This is a genomic window from Streptomyces sp. NPDC096013, assembly GCF_044763565.1.
GTDB lineage: Bacteria > Actinomycetota > Actinomycetes > Streptomycetales > Streptomycetaceae > Streptomyces.
In genome coordinates this window covers 857,137-874,233 of sequence record NZ_JBIWGK010000001.1, presented here as the reverse complement: position 1 = coordinate 874,233, position 17,097 = coordinate 857,137, and the positions used below count along the sequence as shown (strand labels likewise).

General features: G+C 69.2%; 12 protein-coding genes and 1 pseudogene. 9 read left to right on the top strand and 4 right to left on the bottom strand.

What is annotated here, in order from left to right; translation table 11 throughout:
* Positions 1–25 precede the first annotated feature (25 nt).
* A complete protein-coding gene (locus ACIRB1_RS03890; protein ID WP_352177473.1) occupies positions 26–1,792 on the bottom strand; it encodes a coagulation factor 5/8 type domain-containing protein in 1,767 nt (588 codons plus the stop codon).
* A gap of 210 nt (positions 1,793–2,002) precedes the next feature.
* On the opposite strand from ACIRB1_RS03890, the gene ACIRB1_RS03885 reads away from it, so the two are divergent.
* From ACIRB1_RS03885 to ACIRB1_RS03855, 7 genes and pseudogenes are all read left to right on the top strand, one after another.
* Positions 2,003–3,319 (top strand): sugar ABC transporter substrate-binding protein, encoded by a 1,317-nt coding sequence (locus ACIRB1_RS03885; protein ID WP_352177472.1) that lies wholly within the window; start codon positions 2,003–2,005, stop codon positions 3,317–3,319.
* Between the two features lie 8 nt (positions 3,320–3,327).
* Positions 3,328–4,323: a sugar ABC transporter permease gene (locus ACIRB1_RS03880; protein WP_352177471.1), complete on the top strand. Its 996-nt coding sequence runs from the start codon at positions 3,328–3,330 to the stop codon at positions 4,321–4,323.
* A complete protein-coding gene (locus ACIRB1_RS03875) occupies positions 4,316–5,185 on the top strand; it encodes a carbohydrate ABC transporter permease (protein ID WP_352177470.1) in 870 nt (289 codons plus the stop codon). Before ACIRB1_RS03880 ends, ACIRB1_RS03875 begins: the two co-directional genes overlap by 8 nt.
* 38 nt (positions 5,186–5,223) lie before the next feature.
* Entirely contained in the window at positions 5,224–6,582 is a 1,359-nt protein-coding gene (locus ACIRB1_RS03870) for a GH1 family beta-glucosidase (protein WP_403464467.1), read from the top strand.
* A gap of 142 nt (positions 6,583–6,724) precedes the next feature.
* The gene (locus tag ACIRB1_RS03865; protein ID WP_403464466.1) at positions 6,725–8,599 is read left to right on the top strand and encodes a discoidin domain-containing protein; all 1,875 of its coding nucleotides are present in this window, start codon (positions 6,725–6,727) and stop codon (positions 8,597–8,599) included.
* 198 nt (positions 8,600–8,797) lie between these two features.
* Positions 8,798–10,680, top strand: a pseudogene (locus tag ACIRB1_RS03860) (DNA/RNA helicase domain-containing protein).
* A 221-nt stretch (positions 10,681–10,901) separates the two neighbouring features.
* Positions 10,902–13,016, top strand: coding sequence for a DUF2075 domain-containing protein (locus ACIRB1_RS03855; protein ID WP_403464897.1), 2,115 nt, complete (start codon positions 10,902–10,904; stop codon positions 13,014–13,016).
* Between the two features lie 71 nt (positions 13,017–13,087).
* Here the strand turns inward: ACIRB1_RS03855 and ACIRB1_RS03850 are convergent, their stop codons facing one another.
* The 3 genes from ACIRB1_RS03850 to ACIRB1_RS03840 form a co-directional block, all read right to left on the bottom strand.
* Positions 13,088–13,216, bottom strand: a complete 129-nt coding sequence (locus tag ACIRB1_RS03850; RefSeq protein ID WP_403464465.1) for a DUF6408 family protein — start codon at positions 13,214–13,216, stop codon at positions 13,088–13,090.
* A gap of 227 nt (positions 13,217–13,443) precedes the next feature.
* Entirely contained in the window at positions 13,444–13,836 is a 393-nt protein-coding gene (locus ACIRB1_RS03845) for an SCO5389 family protein (protein WP_403464464.1), read from the bottom strand.
* A gap of 54 nt (positions 13,837–13,890) precedes the next feature.
* A complete protein-coding gene (locus ACIRB1_RS03840; protein ID WP_352177466.1) occupies positions 13,891–14,838 on the bottom strand; it encodes an ATP-binding protein in 948 nt (315 codons plus the stop codon).
* 157 nt (positions 14,839–14,995) lie between these two features.
* Here ACIRB1_RS03840 and ACIRB1_RS03835 point away from each other — a divergent pair, with 157 nt between their 5' ends.
* Both ACIRB1_RS03835 and ACIRB1_RS03830 read left to right on the top strand, forming a co-directional pair.
* Positions 14,996–15,532, top strand: a complete 537-nt coding sequence (locus ACIRB1_RS03835; RefSeq protein ID WP_352177465.1) for a GNAT family N-acetyltransferase — start codon at positions 14,996–14,998, stop codon at positions 15,530–15,532.
* A 5-nt stretch (positions 15,533–15,537) separates the two neighbouring features.
* Positions 15,538–17,094, top strand: coding sequence for an ABC transporter substrate-binding protein (locus tag ACIRB1_RS03830; protein ID WP_403464463.1), 1,557 nt, complete (start codon positions 15,538–15,540; stop codon positions 17,092–17,094).
* Positions 17,095–17,097: the final 3 nt, after the last annotated feature.

Below are 17,097 nucleotides of genomic sequence, written 5' to 3'. Positions count from 1 at the left end.
GGGGGTCTCGGGGACTCCCGGGGTCTCAGGGGTAGGAGACCACCGTGGACGGCACGGTCGACGTGCCCGAAGTCGGCGCGCCCGTCTCGTTGATGACGTGTTCGTACTGGCCCTGGCCGCCGAGCGAGACCACCAGCAGGTCGTGGAACTTCACACCCGAACGGTTCGGCGCCGCGAAGCCGTTGTGCTGCACGATCGACGGATTGACGTTGTAGTAGCAGTAGCTGCCCAGACCCCAGCCCTCGTGCACGGTCACGCTGTCGGCGACCTTGTAGGCGGCGTAGCCCTTGACCGAACCGTTCTGGATCGCGGCCTGGTTGGGCGCGTCGTACGCCTTCTCGTTCTGGAAGAAGATCGTGCGTCCGCGCTCGCCGTTCCACTGCACGTCGTACTTGTTGAAGTGCTCCACGAACAGGCCGGTGGCCAGCACGTCCGCGCCGTTGACGACGAGACCGTAGTCGGCCCGGTTGGTGTCCCAGCCGATGCCCGAGCCGTGGTCGGCGCGCCACAGCCAGGTGTGGTCGACGATGGTGTGCCGGTTGTTGATGACCATGCTGGTGGTCGCCTTGCCCGCGCCCGCGCCGCCGATGCGGACGAAGACGTCCTGCACGGTGGTCGGGTTGGCGGAGTGGTCCGTCGTCGTGCCCGAGGGGCCGACTTGCAGCAGGGTGGTCGAGTTGACCGTGCCCGCGTCGATCAGGAAGCCCGCGAGGCGTACGCCGTCGACGTCGGCGGTCTTCAGGGCCGTGACTCCGTTGTCGGGGACGAGGGTCGCGTAACCCAGGCCCAGGACGACGGTGTTGGCGCGGTTCACCTGGATCGGCTGGTCCAGGTGGTAGATGCCCGGGGTCAGCAGCAGGTGAAGTCCCTGCGTGAGCGCCTGGTTGAGGGTCGCGGTTGTGACGCCCGGCTTCGCGACGTAGAACTGCGACAGCGACAGCGAGGTGCCGCGCGGGGTGCCGTTGCCCCAGGTCACCCCGCTCGCGTTGGTGCGCTTCTCCGGGAGGAAGACGCGGTACTCGGAGCCGTTCAGGTACAGGAAGGGCTTCTCGCGGGAGACCGGGGTGGTGGCGAGGGTGGTGTACACCGGGTTCGGGAAGCCCTGTGCCGGAGCACCCTGGACGCCCGAGAAGACCATGTTCCAGACGCCGTTGAGCCAGCCGCCGATCGCGCTGTCGCGGGTGTACCACTGCTGCTGCGAGTACGGCTGGACCTGGCCGTCGATCCGGCTGTCGGCGATGTAGCCGCCGCTGGCCCAACCGTATCCGTTCGGGGCGAGGTTGAGGTTTCCGCGGACGTGCATCCGGCGGAAGGGGGCCGCCTGAGCCACGGCCCACCGGTTCGTGCCGCTCACGGGGACCAGCGCCAGGTTCTCCGCCGAACGCCAGAAGTTCTGGGTGGCGTTGCCGTTGAACCAGCCGGCGTCGACCGTGACGTCACCGTTGATGGTGGTGTCGTCGGGGGAGAGGCCGAGGCCCGCGATCGAGGTGTAGAAGCCGAGTTGGGCGTTGAGCCCGGAGTAGGTGCCGGGCTTGAAGAAGACGGCGTAGCGGCCGGTGCCGAACTGGGCCGTCTCCTGCTGGGCGAAGATCTGGTCCAGCCTCGCCTGGATGCCCGGCGTCGACGGGTCGAAGACGATGACGTTCGGGCCGAGGTCGCCGCCGCCGGGCAGCGCGCGCGGGGTCACCGCGGTGGGGGTGGCGGGGGCGGCGGAGGCGGGTGTCGGCAGCCCGGCCAGGGCGGACACCGCGGCCGCGGCACCGAGGACGGCTCTGCGGGGAACTGGGGACATAAGGCGGCTCTCCTTGTTCATGAAATGAACGCGGGTGGGGATGGGAGCGCTCTCTCGCCGGGGAATGCTTCAGGTCCGTGAACGCGCTCGTCAAGAGCTGCGACCGAGTTCGACGAGTGGCGTCCAAACTCTTGACGCCTCTGGCTTCCGGGGTTTAACTCACGTCCTAAATTAAGTCGTGAGTGCATTCCCTGAAGGGACACCCGGAGTATGCGCAGCATCCGAGCCGCGGCCGTAGGCGCCGTCACCATGTCACTCGCCCTAGCGGCCACGGCCTGCGGTGGCGGTTCGTCCACGGGTGGGGGATCCAACGACTCGCCCAAGACGCTCACCTACTGGGCCTCCAACCAGGGCGCCAGCATCGCGATCGACAAGAAGGTCCTCCAGCCCGAACTCGACAAGTTCAAGAAGCAGACCGGCATCACGGTGAAGCTGGAGGTCGTGCCCTGGTCCGACCTCCTCAACCGCATCCTCACCGCGACCACGTCAGGACAGGGCCCCGACGTCCTGAACATCGGCAACACCTGGAGCGCCTCCCTCCAGGCCACCGGCGCCTTCCTGCCGTGGAACACGGCCAACTTCGCGAAGATCGGCGGCAAGGACCGCTTCGTCGACTCCGCGCTCGGCTCCACCGGCTCCACCGGCAAGGACCCGGCCGCCGTCCCGCTGTACTCGATGGCCTACGCGCTCTACTACAACAAGCAGATCTTCGCCGACGCCGGTATCTCCCAACCGCCTGCCACCTGGGACGAGTTGGTCGCCGACGGGAAGAAGATCCAGGCGAAGGGCAAGCAGGTCCTCGGCGCCGAGGGCGCCAACGTCTCCGAGAACATCCACCACACCTTCGTCTTCGCCAAGCAGCACGGCGCCGACTTCTTCACCGCCGACGGCAAGCCCGACTTCACCAACGACGGCGTCGTGGCGGCCGTCAAGCAGTACGTCGACCTGATGGCCAAGGACAAGGTCATCCCGGTCGGCAACGCCGAGTACGCGCAGAACCAGTCCGTCAGCGACTTCGCCAAGGGCAAGACAGCGATGCTGATGTGGCAGTCGGCGTCCGCCAACCTCAAGTCCCAGGGCATGAGCGACAGTTCGTACGGCATCGCCCCGATCCCCGTGCAGTCCGGTACCCCGGGCACCGGCGCGCAGACCAACTCGATGGTGGCCGGCATCAACCTGGCCGTCTTCAAGAACACGAACAACCTGGACGGTTCCACCAAGTTCGTGAAGTTCATGACCAGCGACGCGGAGCAGAAGATCCTCAACACGGCGTACAGCTCCATCCCGCCGGTGAAGACCGCGCAGGAGGACACCGCGTTCAACACCCCCGCGAACGCCGTCCTGAAGGACACGCTCGCCAAGAGCGCCGCCGCGCTCCCGCAGGTCGCCGACGAGTCCCAGTTCGAGACGGCGGTCGGCACGGCCGTCAAGGACCTGTTCGCCGACGTCGCCGCCGGACGCGCGGTCACCACCGCGTCCGTCAAGGCGGAGCTCCAAAAGGCCCAGCAGCAGATGCCGGCGAAGTGAGTGCGACTGTGACGAGCACTGTCACCCCGGAGGCCGCCGTGCGGAAGGACTCTTCCGCCACGGCGGCCCCCGGGCCGCGCCGCCGCCGTACCGACCGGATCCGCCGCATCGGACTGCCGTATCTGCTGCTCGTGCCCGCGCTGATCCTCGAACTCCTGGTCCACCTGGTGCCGATGGTCATCGGCATCGTCATGAGCTTCAAGGAGCTGACCCAGTTCTACATCCGCGACTGGGGCACCGCGCCCTGGTCCGGCTTCGACAACTACAAGGTCTCGGTGGACTTCAGCGCCCCCGTGGGCAAGGCGCTGCTGCACTCCTTCTTCGTCACGGTGGTCTTCACCCTGCTGTCGGTCGCCTTCTGCTGGCTGCTCGGCACGGTCACCGCGATCTACATGCAGGACAACTTCCGCGGCCGGGGCTTCCTGAGAGCGCTCTTCCTCATCCCGTACGCGCTGCCGGTCTACGCGGCCGTCATCACCTGGGTCTTCATGTTCCAGCACGACAACGGCCTGGTGAACCACGTCCTGCACGACCAACTGCACCTCACCAACAAGCCGTCCTTCTGGCTGATCGGAGACAACAGCTTCTACGCGCTGCTCATCGTGCACGTGTGGAAGGGCTGGCCGTTCGCCTTCCTCATCGTCATGGCCGGCCTTCAGAACATCCCCCGGGAGCTGTACGAGGCGGCGTCCATCGACGGCGCGGGCATGCTCCAGCAGATCCGCCGCATCACCCTGCCGTCGCTGCGCCCGGTCAACCAGGTGCTGGTCCTCGTCCTGTTCCTGTGGACGTTCAACGACTTCAACACGCCGTACGTCCTGTTCGGCAGGTCGGCACCCGAAGCCGCGGACCTCATCTCGGTGCACATCTACCAAGCCTCGTTCGTGACATGGAACTTCGGCACCGGCTCGGCCATGTCGGTCCTGCTGCTGCTGTTCCTGCTCGTCGTCACCGGCGTGTACCTGGTGGTCACCTCACGCGGAAGGAAGTCGGCTCATGGCTAGCTCCTCGCTCTCCAGGTCGCCGATGGCGCCGCCCCGCTCCTTCCTCTGGTCGCGGCGGATCTTCCTCACCCTGCTCGCCGGCTTCGTCCTGGTGCCGGTGTACGTCATGATCTCCAGCTCCCTGAAACCGCTCTCGGACGTCACGGGCAAGTTCCGCTGGCTGCCGAGCGGTCTCACGATCCGCCCGTACATCGACATCTGGTCGACGGTCCCGCTCGCGAAGTACTTCATGAACTCGCTGATCGTGTCCGTCTCGGCCACGCTCTGCTCGGTGGTCATCGCGGTCTTCGCCGCGTACGCCGTCAGCCGCTACGAGTTCCGCGGCAAGCGCGTCTTCACGGTCACCGTCCTGTCCACCCAGATGTTCCCGGGCATCCTGTTCCTCCTCCCGCTGTTCCTCCTCTACGTCAACATCGGCAACGCCACGGGCATCGCCCTGTTCGGCTCGCGCGGCGGCCTGATCCTGACCTATCTGACCTTCTCGCTCCCGTTCTCCATCTGGATGCTGATCGGCTACTTCGACTCCGTGCCGAAGGACTTGGACGAGGCCGCGCTGGTCGACGGCTGCGGACCGCTCGGCGCGCTGCTGCGCGTCGTCGTCCCCGCGGCGATCCCCGGCATCGTCGCGGTCGCCGTCTACGCCTTCATGACCGCGTGGGGAGAAGTGCTCTTCGCCTCCGTCATGACGAACGACTCGACCCGCACGCTCGCCGTCGGACTCCAGGGCTACTCCACGCTCAACGACGTGTACTGGAACCAGATCATGGCCGCCTCGCTGGTCGTCAGCGTGCCCGTGGTCGCCGGCTTCCTGCTGCTTCAGCGCTATCTCGTCGCCGGGCTGACGGCGGGCGCCGTCAAGTGACCGACCCGACCAACTCAGCTGACTGTGAAGGAACTTCAGTGACCATCGATTTCGCCGCACTCCCGCACGACTTCCTGTGGGGCACGGCCACCGCGGCGTACCAGATCGAGGGAGCCGTCACCGAGGACGGTCGTTCGCCGTCGATCTGGGACACCTTCTCGCACACCCCGGGGAAGATCGCGAACGACGACAACGGCGACGTCGCCTGCGACCACTACCACCGCTGGCGCGAGGACATCGGCCTGATGCGCCGACTCGGCGCCAACGCCTACCGGTTGTCCGTCGCCTGGCCCCGGGTGGTCCCCGGCGGCGACGGCCCGGCCAACCCCAAGGGCCTCGCGTTCTACGACGAGTTGGTGGACGGACTCCTGGAGGCGGGCATCACCCCCTCCGTCACCCTCTACCACTGGGACCTGCCCCAGGCCCTCCAGGACCGCGGCGGCTGGCCCGAGCGCGCGACGGCCGAGCACTTCGCCGCGTACGCCTCGGTCGTGGCCGAACGCCTCGGCGACCGCGTCACCCACTGGACGACCCTCAACGAGCCCTCCTGCTCGGCCTGGATCGGCCACCTCGAAGGCACGATGGCCCCGGGCTGGACCGATCTGACGGCCGCCGTCCGCGCCTCGTACCACCTGCTGCTGGGCCACGGCCTGGCCGCGCAGGCGATCCGCGCCGCCGCCCCCGACGCGCAGGTCGGCATCGTCAACAACCTCTCCACCGTGTACCCGGCCTCCGACCGCGACGAGGACGTCCAGGCGGCCCGCCGGCAGGACGGCCACGTCAACCGCTGGTGGCTCGACCCGATCCACGGCCGCGGCTTCCCGGCCGACATGGTCGAGACGTACGGCGTCGAACTCCCGGAACAGCCGGGCGACTTGGCGACCATCGCCACCCCCCTGGACTGGCTCGGCCTGAACTACTACTTCCCGGCGACCGTCGCCGACGACCCCGACGGCCCCGCCCCCTACACCCGCGCCGTGCGCCGCCTCGGCGTCCCGCGCACCGGCATGGACTGGGAGATCGACGCGTCCGGCATCGAGACCCTGCTGCTCCGCCTCACCGAGGAGTACGGCCCGCGCCGGATCTACGTCACGGAGAACGGCTCCTCGTTCCCCGACGTCGTCCGCCCCGACGGCACCGTCGACGACCCGGAGCGCCAGGACTACCTGGTCCAGCACCTCGCCGCGTGCGCGTCGGCGGCCCGCAAGGGCGCCCCGCTGGCCGGCTACTTCGCCTGGTCGCTGCTCGACAACTTCGAGTGGGCGTACGGCTACGAGAAGCGGTTCGGACTGGTCCACGTGGACTACGACACCCAGGTCCGCACGATCAAGGGCTCCGGCCACCGGTACGCGGACATCATCCGCGACCACCGCAGCCGGGCGCGGCGAGCGGCCTGACCGAGACCGTCCCGGTGGGCGCGGGCGGGGGAGCCCGCACCCACCGGGGCACCACCAGCCCCATGTGTATGTGTGTCATGAGCACGCCAACAAGATCGGTACGTCCATCGTTCCTTTCGCCACCTCCTTCAAGGAGACCCGCATGCCGTCCCGCACCCTGCTCACCGCACTCGCCACGCTCACCACCGCGGCCCTGCTGTCCACAGGCCCCGCCCTGGCCGCCCCCGCCCCGCGGGCCGCGGCCGCCGCGACCTGGGACACCGACCGCGCGGCCACCGCCTACGCCGCCAACCCGGCCGCCGTCACCGCCTCCGGCAGCGAGAACGCCGGCACCGCCCCCGGCCTCGCCTTCGACGGCAACGGCACGACCCGCTGGTCCAGCAACTTCGCCGACGACGCATGGATCCGCCTCGACCTCGGCACCACCCTCCGCGTCGACCGCGTCACCCTCGACTGGGAGGCCGCCTACGGCAAGAGATACGTCCTGGAGATCTCGAAGAACGGCACCGACTGGACGCCGTTCTACACGGAGACGGCAGGCACCGGCGGCTCGGTCACCACGAGCACGTACCCCCAGGAAGTGACCGGCCGCTATGTCCGCCTGCGCGGCCTGGAACGTGCCACGCCCTACGGCTACTCGCTCTACTCCTTCAAGGTCTACGGCGGCGAGCCCGCCCCCGCGTCCACCACCCGCACCAACCTCGCCCTGAACCACCCGGCGTACTCCAACTACTACCAGCACAACGGCAATTCACCGGCGTACGTCACCGACGGCGGCTGGCCCGCCAACCTCAAGGACGACGCGAGCCGCTGGTCCAGCGACTGGAACGCCGACCGCTGGGTCTCGGTCGACCTGGGTGCGGCCTCGACGATCTCCACGGTCGACCTCTACTGGGAATCGGCCTACGCCGTCGACTACCTCCTCCAGGTCTCGGACGACAACTCCACCTGGCGCACGGTCTACGAGCCCTCGGCCGCCGACATCGCCGCCCGCCGCGCCAACGTCCAGGCACCCGCCGACGCCACGGGCCGCCACGACACGGTGACCCTGCCCCAGCCGGTCACCGGCCGCTACGTCCGCATGCTCGGCAAGGAACGCCGTTCCTTCTACAACCCGGCCCCCTCCACGGCCCAATTCGGCTACTCCCTCTACGAGTTCCAGGTCTGGGGCACCGGCGGCAGCGCGGCGGCGGCCTACCCCGCCCTCCCCGGCGACCAGTCGGGCACGTACCAGACGACGTTCTTCGACGACTTCACGTCCGCCGCGCTGGACCGTTCCAAGTGGCGGGTGGTCAGGACCGGCACCGAGATGGGCTCGGTCAACGGGGAGTCCCAGGCGTACGTCGACTCCACGAACAACGTCCGTACGCAGAACGGCGAGTTGATCCTCGCGGCGAAGTACTGCAAGGGCTGCACCCAGGCGGGCGGCGGCACGTACGACTTCACCTCCGGCCGCATAGACACCCACACCCACTACGACTTCACCTACGGCAGGGTCAGCGCGCGGATGAAACTCCCGGTCGGCGACGGCTTCTGGCCCGCCTTCTGGCTGCTCGGCAGCAACGTCGACGACCCGTCCGTGTCCTGGCCCGCCTCCGGCGAGACCGACATCATGGAGAACATCGGCTACCCGACCTGGACCAGCACGGCCCTCCACGGCCCCGGCTACTCCGCCGACGGCAACATCGGCGCCCGTCAGACCTACCCGAACGGCGGCACCGCCGACCAGTGGCACACCTACGCCGTCGAATGGACCCCGACCGCGATGCGCTTCTACGTCGACGACAGCCTCGTCCAGGAGACCACCCGCAACAAACTCGAATCCACCCGCGGCGCCTGGGTCTTCGACCACAACCAGTACGTCATCCTCAACCTCGCCCTGGGCGGCGCCTACCCGGCCGGCTGGAACCAGGCGACCACTCCGTACTGGGGACTGCCCCAGTCGAGCGTGGACAAGGTGGCGGGCGGGGGAGTGCAGGCGGAGGTGGATTGGGTTCGGGTGGAGCAGAAGCGGTGAGCCGGGTCGGGCGGGGGTGTTAGGTGTCCGGGCCGCCGGTCGGCGGGAACATGCCGTCATCCGGTCGGTCCGGGGCCTCGCGGGTACCCTTGATCGCATCGTCATCGCGGCCCGACGGGCTTCCGCTCCACCTCGGTGGGGTCTCGAAGGACACGCCCCCACCCGCACGAGTCATTTCGTGCTGCCTGGGGGAAGTCCTTGTTGTTCCGAGCGTCGGCGAAGTCGGTCGCCGTCAGGGCACTCGACAGTTCGCTGTTCCTGCACCTGACCGAGCGGTTCGTCCATCTGCACGGATACCGACCCGGTGCCTCAGAGGTCCGTTCCTGGGAGCGGAGCATTCCCGTCCTGGCCGCCGCGCTGAACGACGCCGGTCTCGGGACGTGGAGATCATGCTCGAGTACGCGCTGCCGCTCAACAGCAAGCGCGCCGACGCGGTCCTCGCCGGAGTTCACCCTCGCACGGGGGAGCCCTCGTACGTGATCGTCGAGCTCAAGCAGTGGAGCCAGGCGGAGCCGGACGAGGAAGACCCCACGCTTTGTCACGTCGACGCCTACGCCCACCCTGTCCTGAACCCCATCGAGCAGGTACGTCGGTACTGCGAGTACCTCGTCAACTTCAACGGAGCACTGAGCGGTCGCGCGGACCGGGTCAGCGGGGTGGCCTTCCTCCACAACGCCACCGAGTTCGGTGTGACCGGGCTGCGCGAGATCGAGAGCGACGACCACGGGCAACTGTTCACCGGGGAGCGCAGCGGCGAGTTCCTCGACCACCTCCGCGCCCGGCTCAGCGACCGGCATCCCGGCGCACGCGCCGCCGACGAACTTCTCGGCGCGGCGACAGTGCCCTCCAAGCAGCTGATGTCCGTCGCCGCCCAGGAGGTCCGCGAACGCCAGCAGTTCGTCCTCCTCGACGAGCAGCAGGTCGCCTACCGTCTCGTGCTCAACGCGGTGCGGCGGGCGCAGCAGTCCGACCACAAGGAGGTCGTGGTCGTCACCGGTGGTCCGGGCACGGGCAAGAGCGTCATCGCTCTGCAACTGCTCGGCGAGTTGTACCGTCGTGGCATTCCGGCCCTCCACGCGACCGGTTCGCAGTCCTTCACGAAGACGATGCGGAAGGTGGCGGGAGCCCGGCGACGTGAGGTGCAGGATCTCTTCAAGTACTTCAACAGCTTCATGACGGCAGAGAAGAACAGCCTGGGCGCCCTGATCTGCGACGAGGCCCACCGCATCCGTGAGACCTCGGCGAACCGCTACACCCGGGCCGAACACCGCACCGGCAGAGCGCAGATCGACGAACTCATCGACGTCGCGCACGTACCGGTTTTCCTCCTCGACGAGCATCAGGTGGTACGTCCCGGGGAGATGGGCACGGTCGCCGAGATCGAGGCGGTGGCCGCGAGGCGAGGCGTCCGCTGCACGGTGGTGCCCCTCGACAGCCAGTTCAGGTGCGGGGGCAGCGACGCGTATCTGCACTGGGTGGTGCGCCTGCTGGGCCTGGCACCGGGTGGCTCCGTGGCCTGGGAACCCGACGGCCGCATGCGGCTCCTGGTGGCCGACAGCCCCCAGGAGATGGAGACGTTCCTCGACGCCCGTCGGGCCCAGGGCTACGGCGCCCGCATGTCCGCGGGCTACTGCTGGCGGTGGTCACCCGAACCCAAGCCGGGCGACCCGCTGGCGGCCGACGTCGTCATCGGCGACTGGGCGCGCCCGTGGAACCTGCGGGGCGACCGGTCCGTCTCCGGCGCACCGCCGGCCGCGCTGTGGGCGACGGACCCGGCGGGTTTCGGACAGATCGGTTGCGTCTACACGGCCCAGGGCTTCGAGTACGACTGGTCCGGCGTCATCATCGGCCCGGACCTGCTCTGGCGAGGCGACCGTTGGGTCACCGACCCGGCGGCGTCCAGGGATCCGGTGTTCAAGAAGTCCACCCCGCACGCCGATGTGGACCGCCTCATCCGCAACACCTACAAGGTGCTGCTGACCAGGGGCATGGTCGGGACGATCATCTACTCGACGGACCCGGAGACCCGGGAGCAGCTGCGCCGGCTGGTCGGCGAGCAGCGCCCGGTCGCGGCCGTGTGACTGGGGCGGCCCCACGGTGAGGTGCTGTCGCCCAGCACGGTGAGTGGCGGGTTTCGGCCATCGATCGGTCGGCACACGCGCCCGACGCCCCCGTCGCGGTGAAACGGCCTGGTGGAGTGCCTAGGATCTTCTGCACCGGTTGCGGCCCGCCGGGCTTCCCGACCGTGGACATGCCCCCACCCGCACGAGTCACTCGTGCCTGGGGGAACCACTTCGTGTCCATGCTCCTGCTGAAGCTGTCGGCGCAGGATCTGCTCACCCTGAACTCACGTCGGCGCATGGTGCCGCACCTCGCCGCCCGTTGGCGGCACTTCCGCGGGTCGGACGCCTCGGTGTCCGAACGCGGTGCCTGGGCCGAGAGCCTGGTCGATCTCGCCAAGGATCTCGTGGCCGCGGACCGCGGCACTGTGGAGATGATCGTGGAGTGCGCGGCCACGATCGACGAGTCCGGCACGCCCGGCGGCCCCCGGCTCATCGATGTCGTACTGGTCGGACAGCATCCCGACACACGTTCCGTCTCGGTCCAGCTCGTCGAGCTGAAGCGCTGGTCGACGGTGACCCGGGTGGAGTCGACCGTGGCAGGGATGGTGCATGTGCCGGGCATGGGGGAGAAGAAGCACCCCGCGCTACAACTGGCCGAGTACTACGACGCGTTCACCGGTGACCGCGGGCCGCTGAGCGGACTCCCCTTCGAATGCGGCGGCTTCGCCTACCTGCACAATGCCAGCGACGCGTCCGTGGCCCCGCTGGTGGCCCTGGACGCACCGACAGGTCCCTGCGCCCAGGTCTACACGCGGGACGGGCGCGACCGGCTGCTCTCCGATCTGCGCAAGAACTTCGCCGAGGACGGAGGAGCGTCCGCCGCCGAGATCCTGTTGCACGGCATGCAGTTGCGCAACACGCCGCTGCTCGACGCCATGATCCGGTCACGTGGCGAGGACACCGTGTTCACGCTGCGCGGGCGACAGCGGGAGATCGCGGACGGGATACGGGCCACTGCCGCCCGGGTCCTGGGAGATCCCTCCGCACCCGCGCTCATCCCCGACGAGAGGCGCGTGGTGTTCCTGGTGACCGGAGGCGCAGGGACCGGCAAGAGCGCCATCGGCCTGCAGATCAAGGCGGACATGGAAAGCGAGGGACGCACGGTCAAGTACGCCAGCGGCAGCAGGGCCTTCAACGGCGCCATGCAGGAACACGTCGGGTACGGCGACCGGGAGTTCAGGGAGTCCTTCACCTACTTCAGCAGCTTCGTCACCACACCCGATCCCCCACTCGACGTACTGGTCTGCGACGAGGCCCACCGCCTCCGCGACCGTTCGACCAGCCGCTTCTGGCGGCCGGAACAGCAGGGCACCCGCCCGCAGGTGGACGAACTCATCGACGCGTCCCGGCTGACGGTCTTCTTCCTGGACCGGAGTCAGTCCGTACGGCCGAACGAAGTCGGCTCCGTCGAACTGATCGAGGACGCGGCCGAGCGCAACGACGCCGAACTGGTCCGCTACGAGCTGAGCGAGCAGTTCCGCTGCGGCGGCAGCGACGGCTACATCCGGTGGGTCCGCGCCGCACTCGGTGTGAGCGACGAAGAGGCGACGGAGTGGATCCCGGACGGTCTGATGCACGTGGAGGTCGCGGACAGCCCTGAGGAACTCGAGCGCGTCATCCGCTCGGAAGCCCTCGCCGGCGCCTCCGCGCGCATGGTCGCCGGTTACTGCTGGCCGTGGGCGAAGCCCCAGGGCAAGGAGAAGAGACTCGAGACGGATGTCCGCATAGGCGACTGGCACCGCCCGTGGAACGCCGACAGCGAGAGTTTCTGCGAGGACGGTGCACCGCCGTCGAAGATCTGGTCGGTGCACGAGAACGGGCTCGGTCAGATCGGCTGTGTGTACACCGCCCAGGGCCTCGAGTGGGACTGGTGCGGCGTCATCATGGGTGAGGACATGGTGCGCCGGGGCGACCGCTGGGTGTTCCGGCGGGGCAAGGAGCGTAAGGACCCGGAGTCGGGGGTCAAGCGGGTGGGAACGCCGGGGTCGTTCGATCCCAAGGTCCGTGCGAGCAGCGTCGACGACGAGGACTTCGCCCGCCTCGTCCGGCACGCCTACCACGTGCTCATGACGCGGGCCACTCGGGCGACCGTGCTCTACTCGACGGACGCCGAGACGCGCGCCTACCTCAAGAAGCTGGTGGGCGACGTACACATCCACGGTCTCCGCCCGACGTGGGAGAACCTTCCGCCGGAGGCCCGCGCAGCGCATCTGCCCCGGCCGGCCCGCGGGGGCCGCAACCGTTCGCGCACGCGCCGCGCCGCGTCTCAGCAGGGCCAGCGGCCCTTGTTCTGAGGCGCCGGGGCCGGGGAGGATCTCCGGCCGAGAGGCGAGTGGCGGGCTCACCGGGCCCGCCACCGACCTGCTCAGAAGAGCAGGTGCGCTGCCGCCGCCAGCATCGCCAACACAAGGTTGGAGACGACTCCGGCGGCGGCGCCGACCAGGACCTCGCGGATCCAGGGACGACGCGCGGGCTTGTACTCGAGAGGGTTCATGGAGGCCACTCCTAGGTGGTGAGTGCGGAATGGCAGGGATCGCCCTACCGGGCATCCGCCCTCGCCGAGACGAGGTCCACGTGGTGGATTCACCAACCGTCACTCACGACCAGGGGACTGGACCGTGAACTCCGCTCCGTACCCTCCGGGAAGGCGCGCAACGTGTGACAACGGTAGCGCAGTCGGGGTGGATCCCGTCCACGCCCTTCGACGCTGCCCCTGAGGCCTCAGCAGTCCCTGAACTCCGGTGACTGATTCAGCACTTGGGCCCGCACCGAGGTGAACCGCGCATACGTATCCCCGCCCCGTGCCCCCGGCCGGAACGCCGCCACCCGGTGGCAGTTCTGGAAAGCGATGGTGATGCCGAAGTGGCGTTCCAGGCTGCCCCGGATCGCGTCGCTGGCCAGTGCGCGCAGGAGTTGGCCGCGTTCCTGCTCGGACGGGGGCGGGATCTGGTTGTCGGTGAATTCCCTTGTGCTGCTGCTGAGTTCGGTGGCGAGACCGGCGATGAGGTTGTACGCGTACGGGAGGGACGCGCGGACCGTGTCCACGAAGTCCGCCTCGCGGATGTCACCGTGTTCGGCTTCGGCGAGGAGTTTCGGGGAGACGTCGAGAGACATGAAAAGGGGGGTCCTGTCCGGTAGTTGGGGTGGGGGCGGGGGAGTGCTGTTTCGTCAGGGGTGTGGTGTCGGGCCCGGTACGTAGTCCGGGTCCACCTGGGCCGCGAGGTCCAGGCCCGTTGCCTTGTCCGCCCAGGCTCGGGCGTTGCGCAGGTGGAACTCGACCGCGTGGCGGTGCAGGGTCGGCCAGCCACGGGTGTGGGTGTCGACCGTCTCGCGGAGGACGTTCAGGGCGTGCCGGTTGTGCGGCTCCAACTCGCCCTGTGCGCGGCCCTGTTCCCCGGCGCGGACCCAGGGGGACTGGACCAGGTGGGTCAGGAGGTCGTCCCCCACCTCCTCCTTGAGGAAGAGGAGGTCGTCCTCGCCGGTGACCTTGTTGCCGATCACGGCGAGGCGGATGCCGAACTCCCGGGCGTGGTCGCGGTACTGGCGGTAGACGGAGACGCCCTTGCGGGTGGGTTCGGCCACCAGGAAGGTGATGTCGAAGCGGGTGAACAGGCCCGAGGCGAAGGCGTCGGCGCCCGCTGTCATGTCGACCACGACGTATTCGCCGGGGGTGTCGACGAGGTGGTTCAAGTACAGCTCCACCGCGCCGAGTTTGGAGTGGTAGCAGGCCACCCCGAGGTCGCTCTCCTGGAACGCGCCCGTCACCATCAGCGGAACTTCACCCGCACGGCCCACATGGCGGGCGTGCACCTCGTCGTCGCCGAGCAGCCGCAGCAGGCGTGAGCCGCGTCCCGGCGGTGTGGTCTTGATCATGGCCTCGGGGGAGGCGATGCGCGGGTTGGTGCCGCGCAGGAAGTCCTTCAGCTCGGTCAGGTGGGCGGCCAGGGGCGGGGCGACGGCCGGTGCGGTGTCGGGGGACAGGGCCTCGGCCAAGTGCTGGTTGATGTCGCCGTCGATGGCGAGCACGGGGGCGCCGGAACGGTCCAAGTGGCGGGCGAAGAGGGCCGACAGCGTGGTCTTTCCGCTGCCGCCCTTGCCGACGAACGCGACGCGCACTACCGGTCCGCCGCGATCGCGGTTTTGAAAATGAATGTCATGTGGCTAGGTTTTAGGGGGTGGCCGCGAGGCTGTCAAATCCAGTGGATCAAGGGCGATCCGGGAACGGTCCACAGGGTGATCAAGGACGGGGAGTCTTAATGCATATGATGTGCAAGTGCTTGACTACTGCATCAGGGCGGCAGGCCCGGACGATATCGACGGTGCGCGTGCCGTGATGCTCGACACCGTCTACCGCGACTTCCGGACCGGCTACGTGCCCCGCTGGCACGGCGACATCATCGACCCGGCCGCCGCCTACCTGGCTCCGGCCCGCCACACCCTCCTCGTGGCGCTCGACCCCGCCGACGGCACGGTCGTGGCGACCGCCGCCCTCGACTCCCGCGGACCGGCCCACCCGCCGAACCCGCGCGACCTCGCCGAGCGCTACCCCTCCGGCGAGACCGCGCAGCTGCGCCGGGTCTACGTCCGCCCCGCGCACCGCCGTCGCGGCCTCGCCCGGCACCTGGTCGCCGACCTCCTCGCGTTCGCCGCGGCCGACGGCGGCTACCGCGCCGTGTATCTGCACACCGATCCCGCCGTGCCCGGCGCGGAGGCGTTCTGGCGGTCGCTCGGGAAGGTCGTGCACGACGAGCGCGACGACCCGAGTGGCGGGCTGCGGACCGTGCACTTCGAACTGGCGATGGAGCGATGAGCGTGATGCGATTCCGACGTGGGGACGCCGGCCCAAGTGCGGCTGCCAGGAAGCGTGTTGGGCCGCTACGGCGGTCCCGTACGCTTCTCGCCCTCGTGCTCGCGCCGGTGCTCACCGGCTGCTTCGCGTCCGCCGGTGAGGAGACCGGGGAAGGTGCCGGGAGTGCGACGTCCGGTTCGCGGCTGCGGGTGGCGCTCGCGTTCCCGCCCGCCGAGAATCTCAACCCGTACGGCGCCGACGCCACGATCCTCAGTCGTCTCGGCGTCACCGAGGGGCTGACCTCGCTGGACGCCAACGGTTCCGCCGCACCCGCCCTGGCCCGGTCCTGGCAGCGGGAGAGTGACCGGAGCTGGCTGTTCACCCTGCGTGAGGCGACCTTCCAGGACGGTACCGACGTCACCCCGGGCCGGGTGGCCGCCGCCCTCGCCCACGCCGCCGAGGCGAAGCCCGCGCCCGCCGCGCTGACCGGTGTCACCCTCACCGCCGAGTCCGCTGGCGCCGACCGGCTGCGTATCACCACCGCCTCACCTGATCCGGTACTGCCGTTGAGGCTGGCCGGTCCCGCCCTCGCCGTGCTCTCCCCGAAGGCGTACGAGGGGAAGGGGCGCGTCGATCCCGTTGGCACCGGCACCGGTCCCTTCGAGCTGACGAAGGTCACCGGTTCCACGTCGGCCGCCCTCGACCGCTTCGACGACTACTGGGGCGGCCTCGCCCAGGCCTCCGGAATCGACGCACGGTTCATCGCGGACGGCACCGCCCGCACCAACGCGCTGCGCACCGGGCAGGTCGACATCGCCGAGGCGATACCCGTCGCCCAGGCCGCGACCCTCGACGCGGGCACCCGCCGCGAGACCGCCACCACCCGCACCACCAGCCTCCAACTCAACACGAGGACAGGCGTGTTCAGGGATTCGAAGCTCCGCGCCGCCGCGCGCGTGGCCGTCGACACCTCCGCACTCGCCAAGGGCGTCTACGAGGGGCACGCCGACGCCGGGGCGGGTATCTACGGCCCCGCCGTCACCTGGGCCGCGGGCAAGCGCGAGCGACCGGTCGGACGGGCGAAGGCAGGGGCGCCCGGCGGGCGGACCGTCACCCTCGCGACGTACGACAACCGGCCCGAACTCCCCGAAGTCGCCCAGGTGTTGAAGCAGCAGCTCGAACGGGCCGGATTCAAGGTCGAGTTGGAGGTGCGCGAGTACTCGCGGATCGAGAGCGACGCGCTGGCCGGAAAGTTCGACGCGTTCGTCCTGGCGCGCAACACCCTGGTGGACACGGGAGATCCGGTGGCCGTGCTCGCCGGCGACTACACCTGCGACGGCGGTTACAACCTCGCCCTGCTGTGCGACAAGGACGTCGACCGGGCCGTCGCGAAGGCCGAGGACACCGCCGACGCCTCCGCACGGCAGAACGCGGCGATGACCGCCGAGGCCCGGATCCTGGGCGCCGACGCGGTCGTGCCGCTCGTGCACCAACGGGTCGTCACCGGCGTGGGTTCCTCCGTCGAGGGCGTGCTCCTCGACCCGTACGAGCGCACCCTCGTCGGCCCCGGAACCCGGCGCTGAACC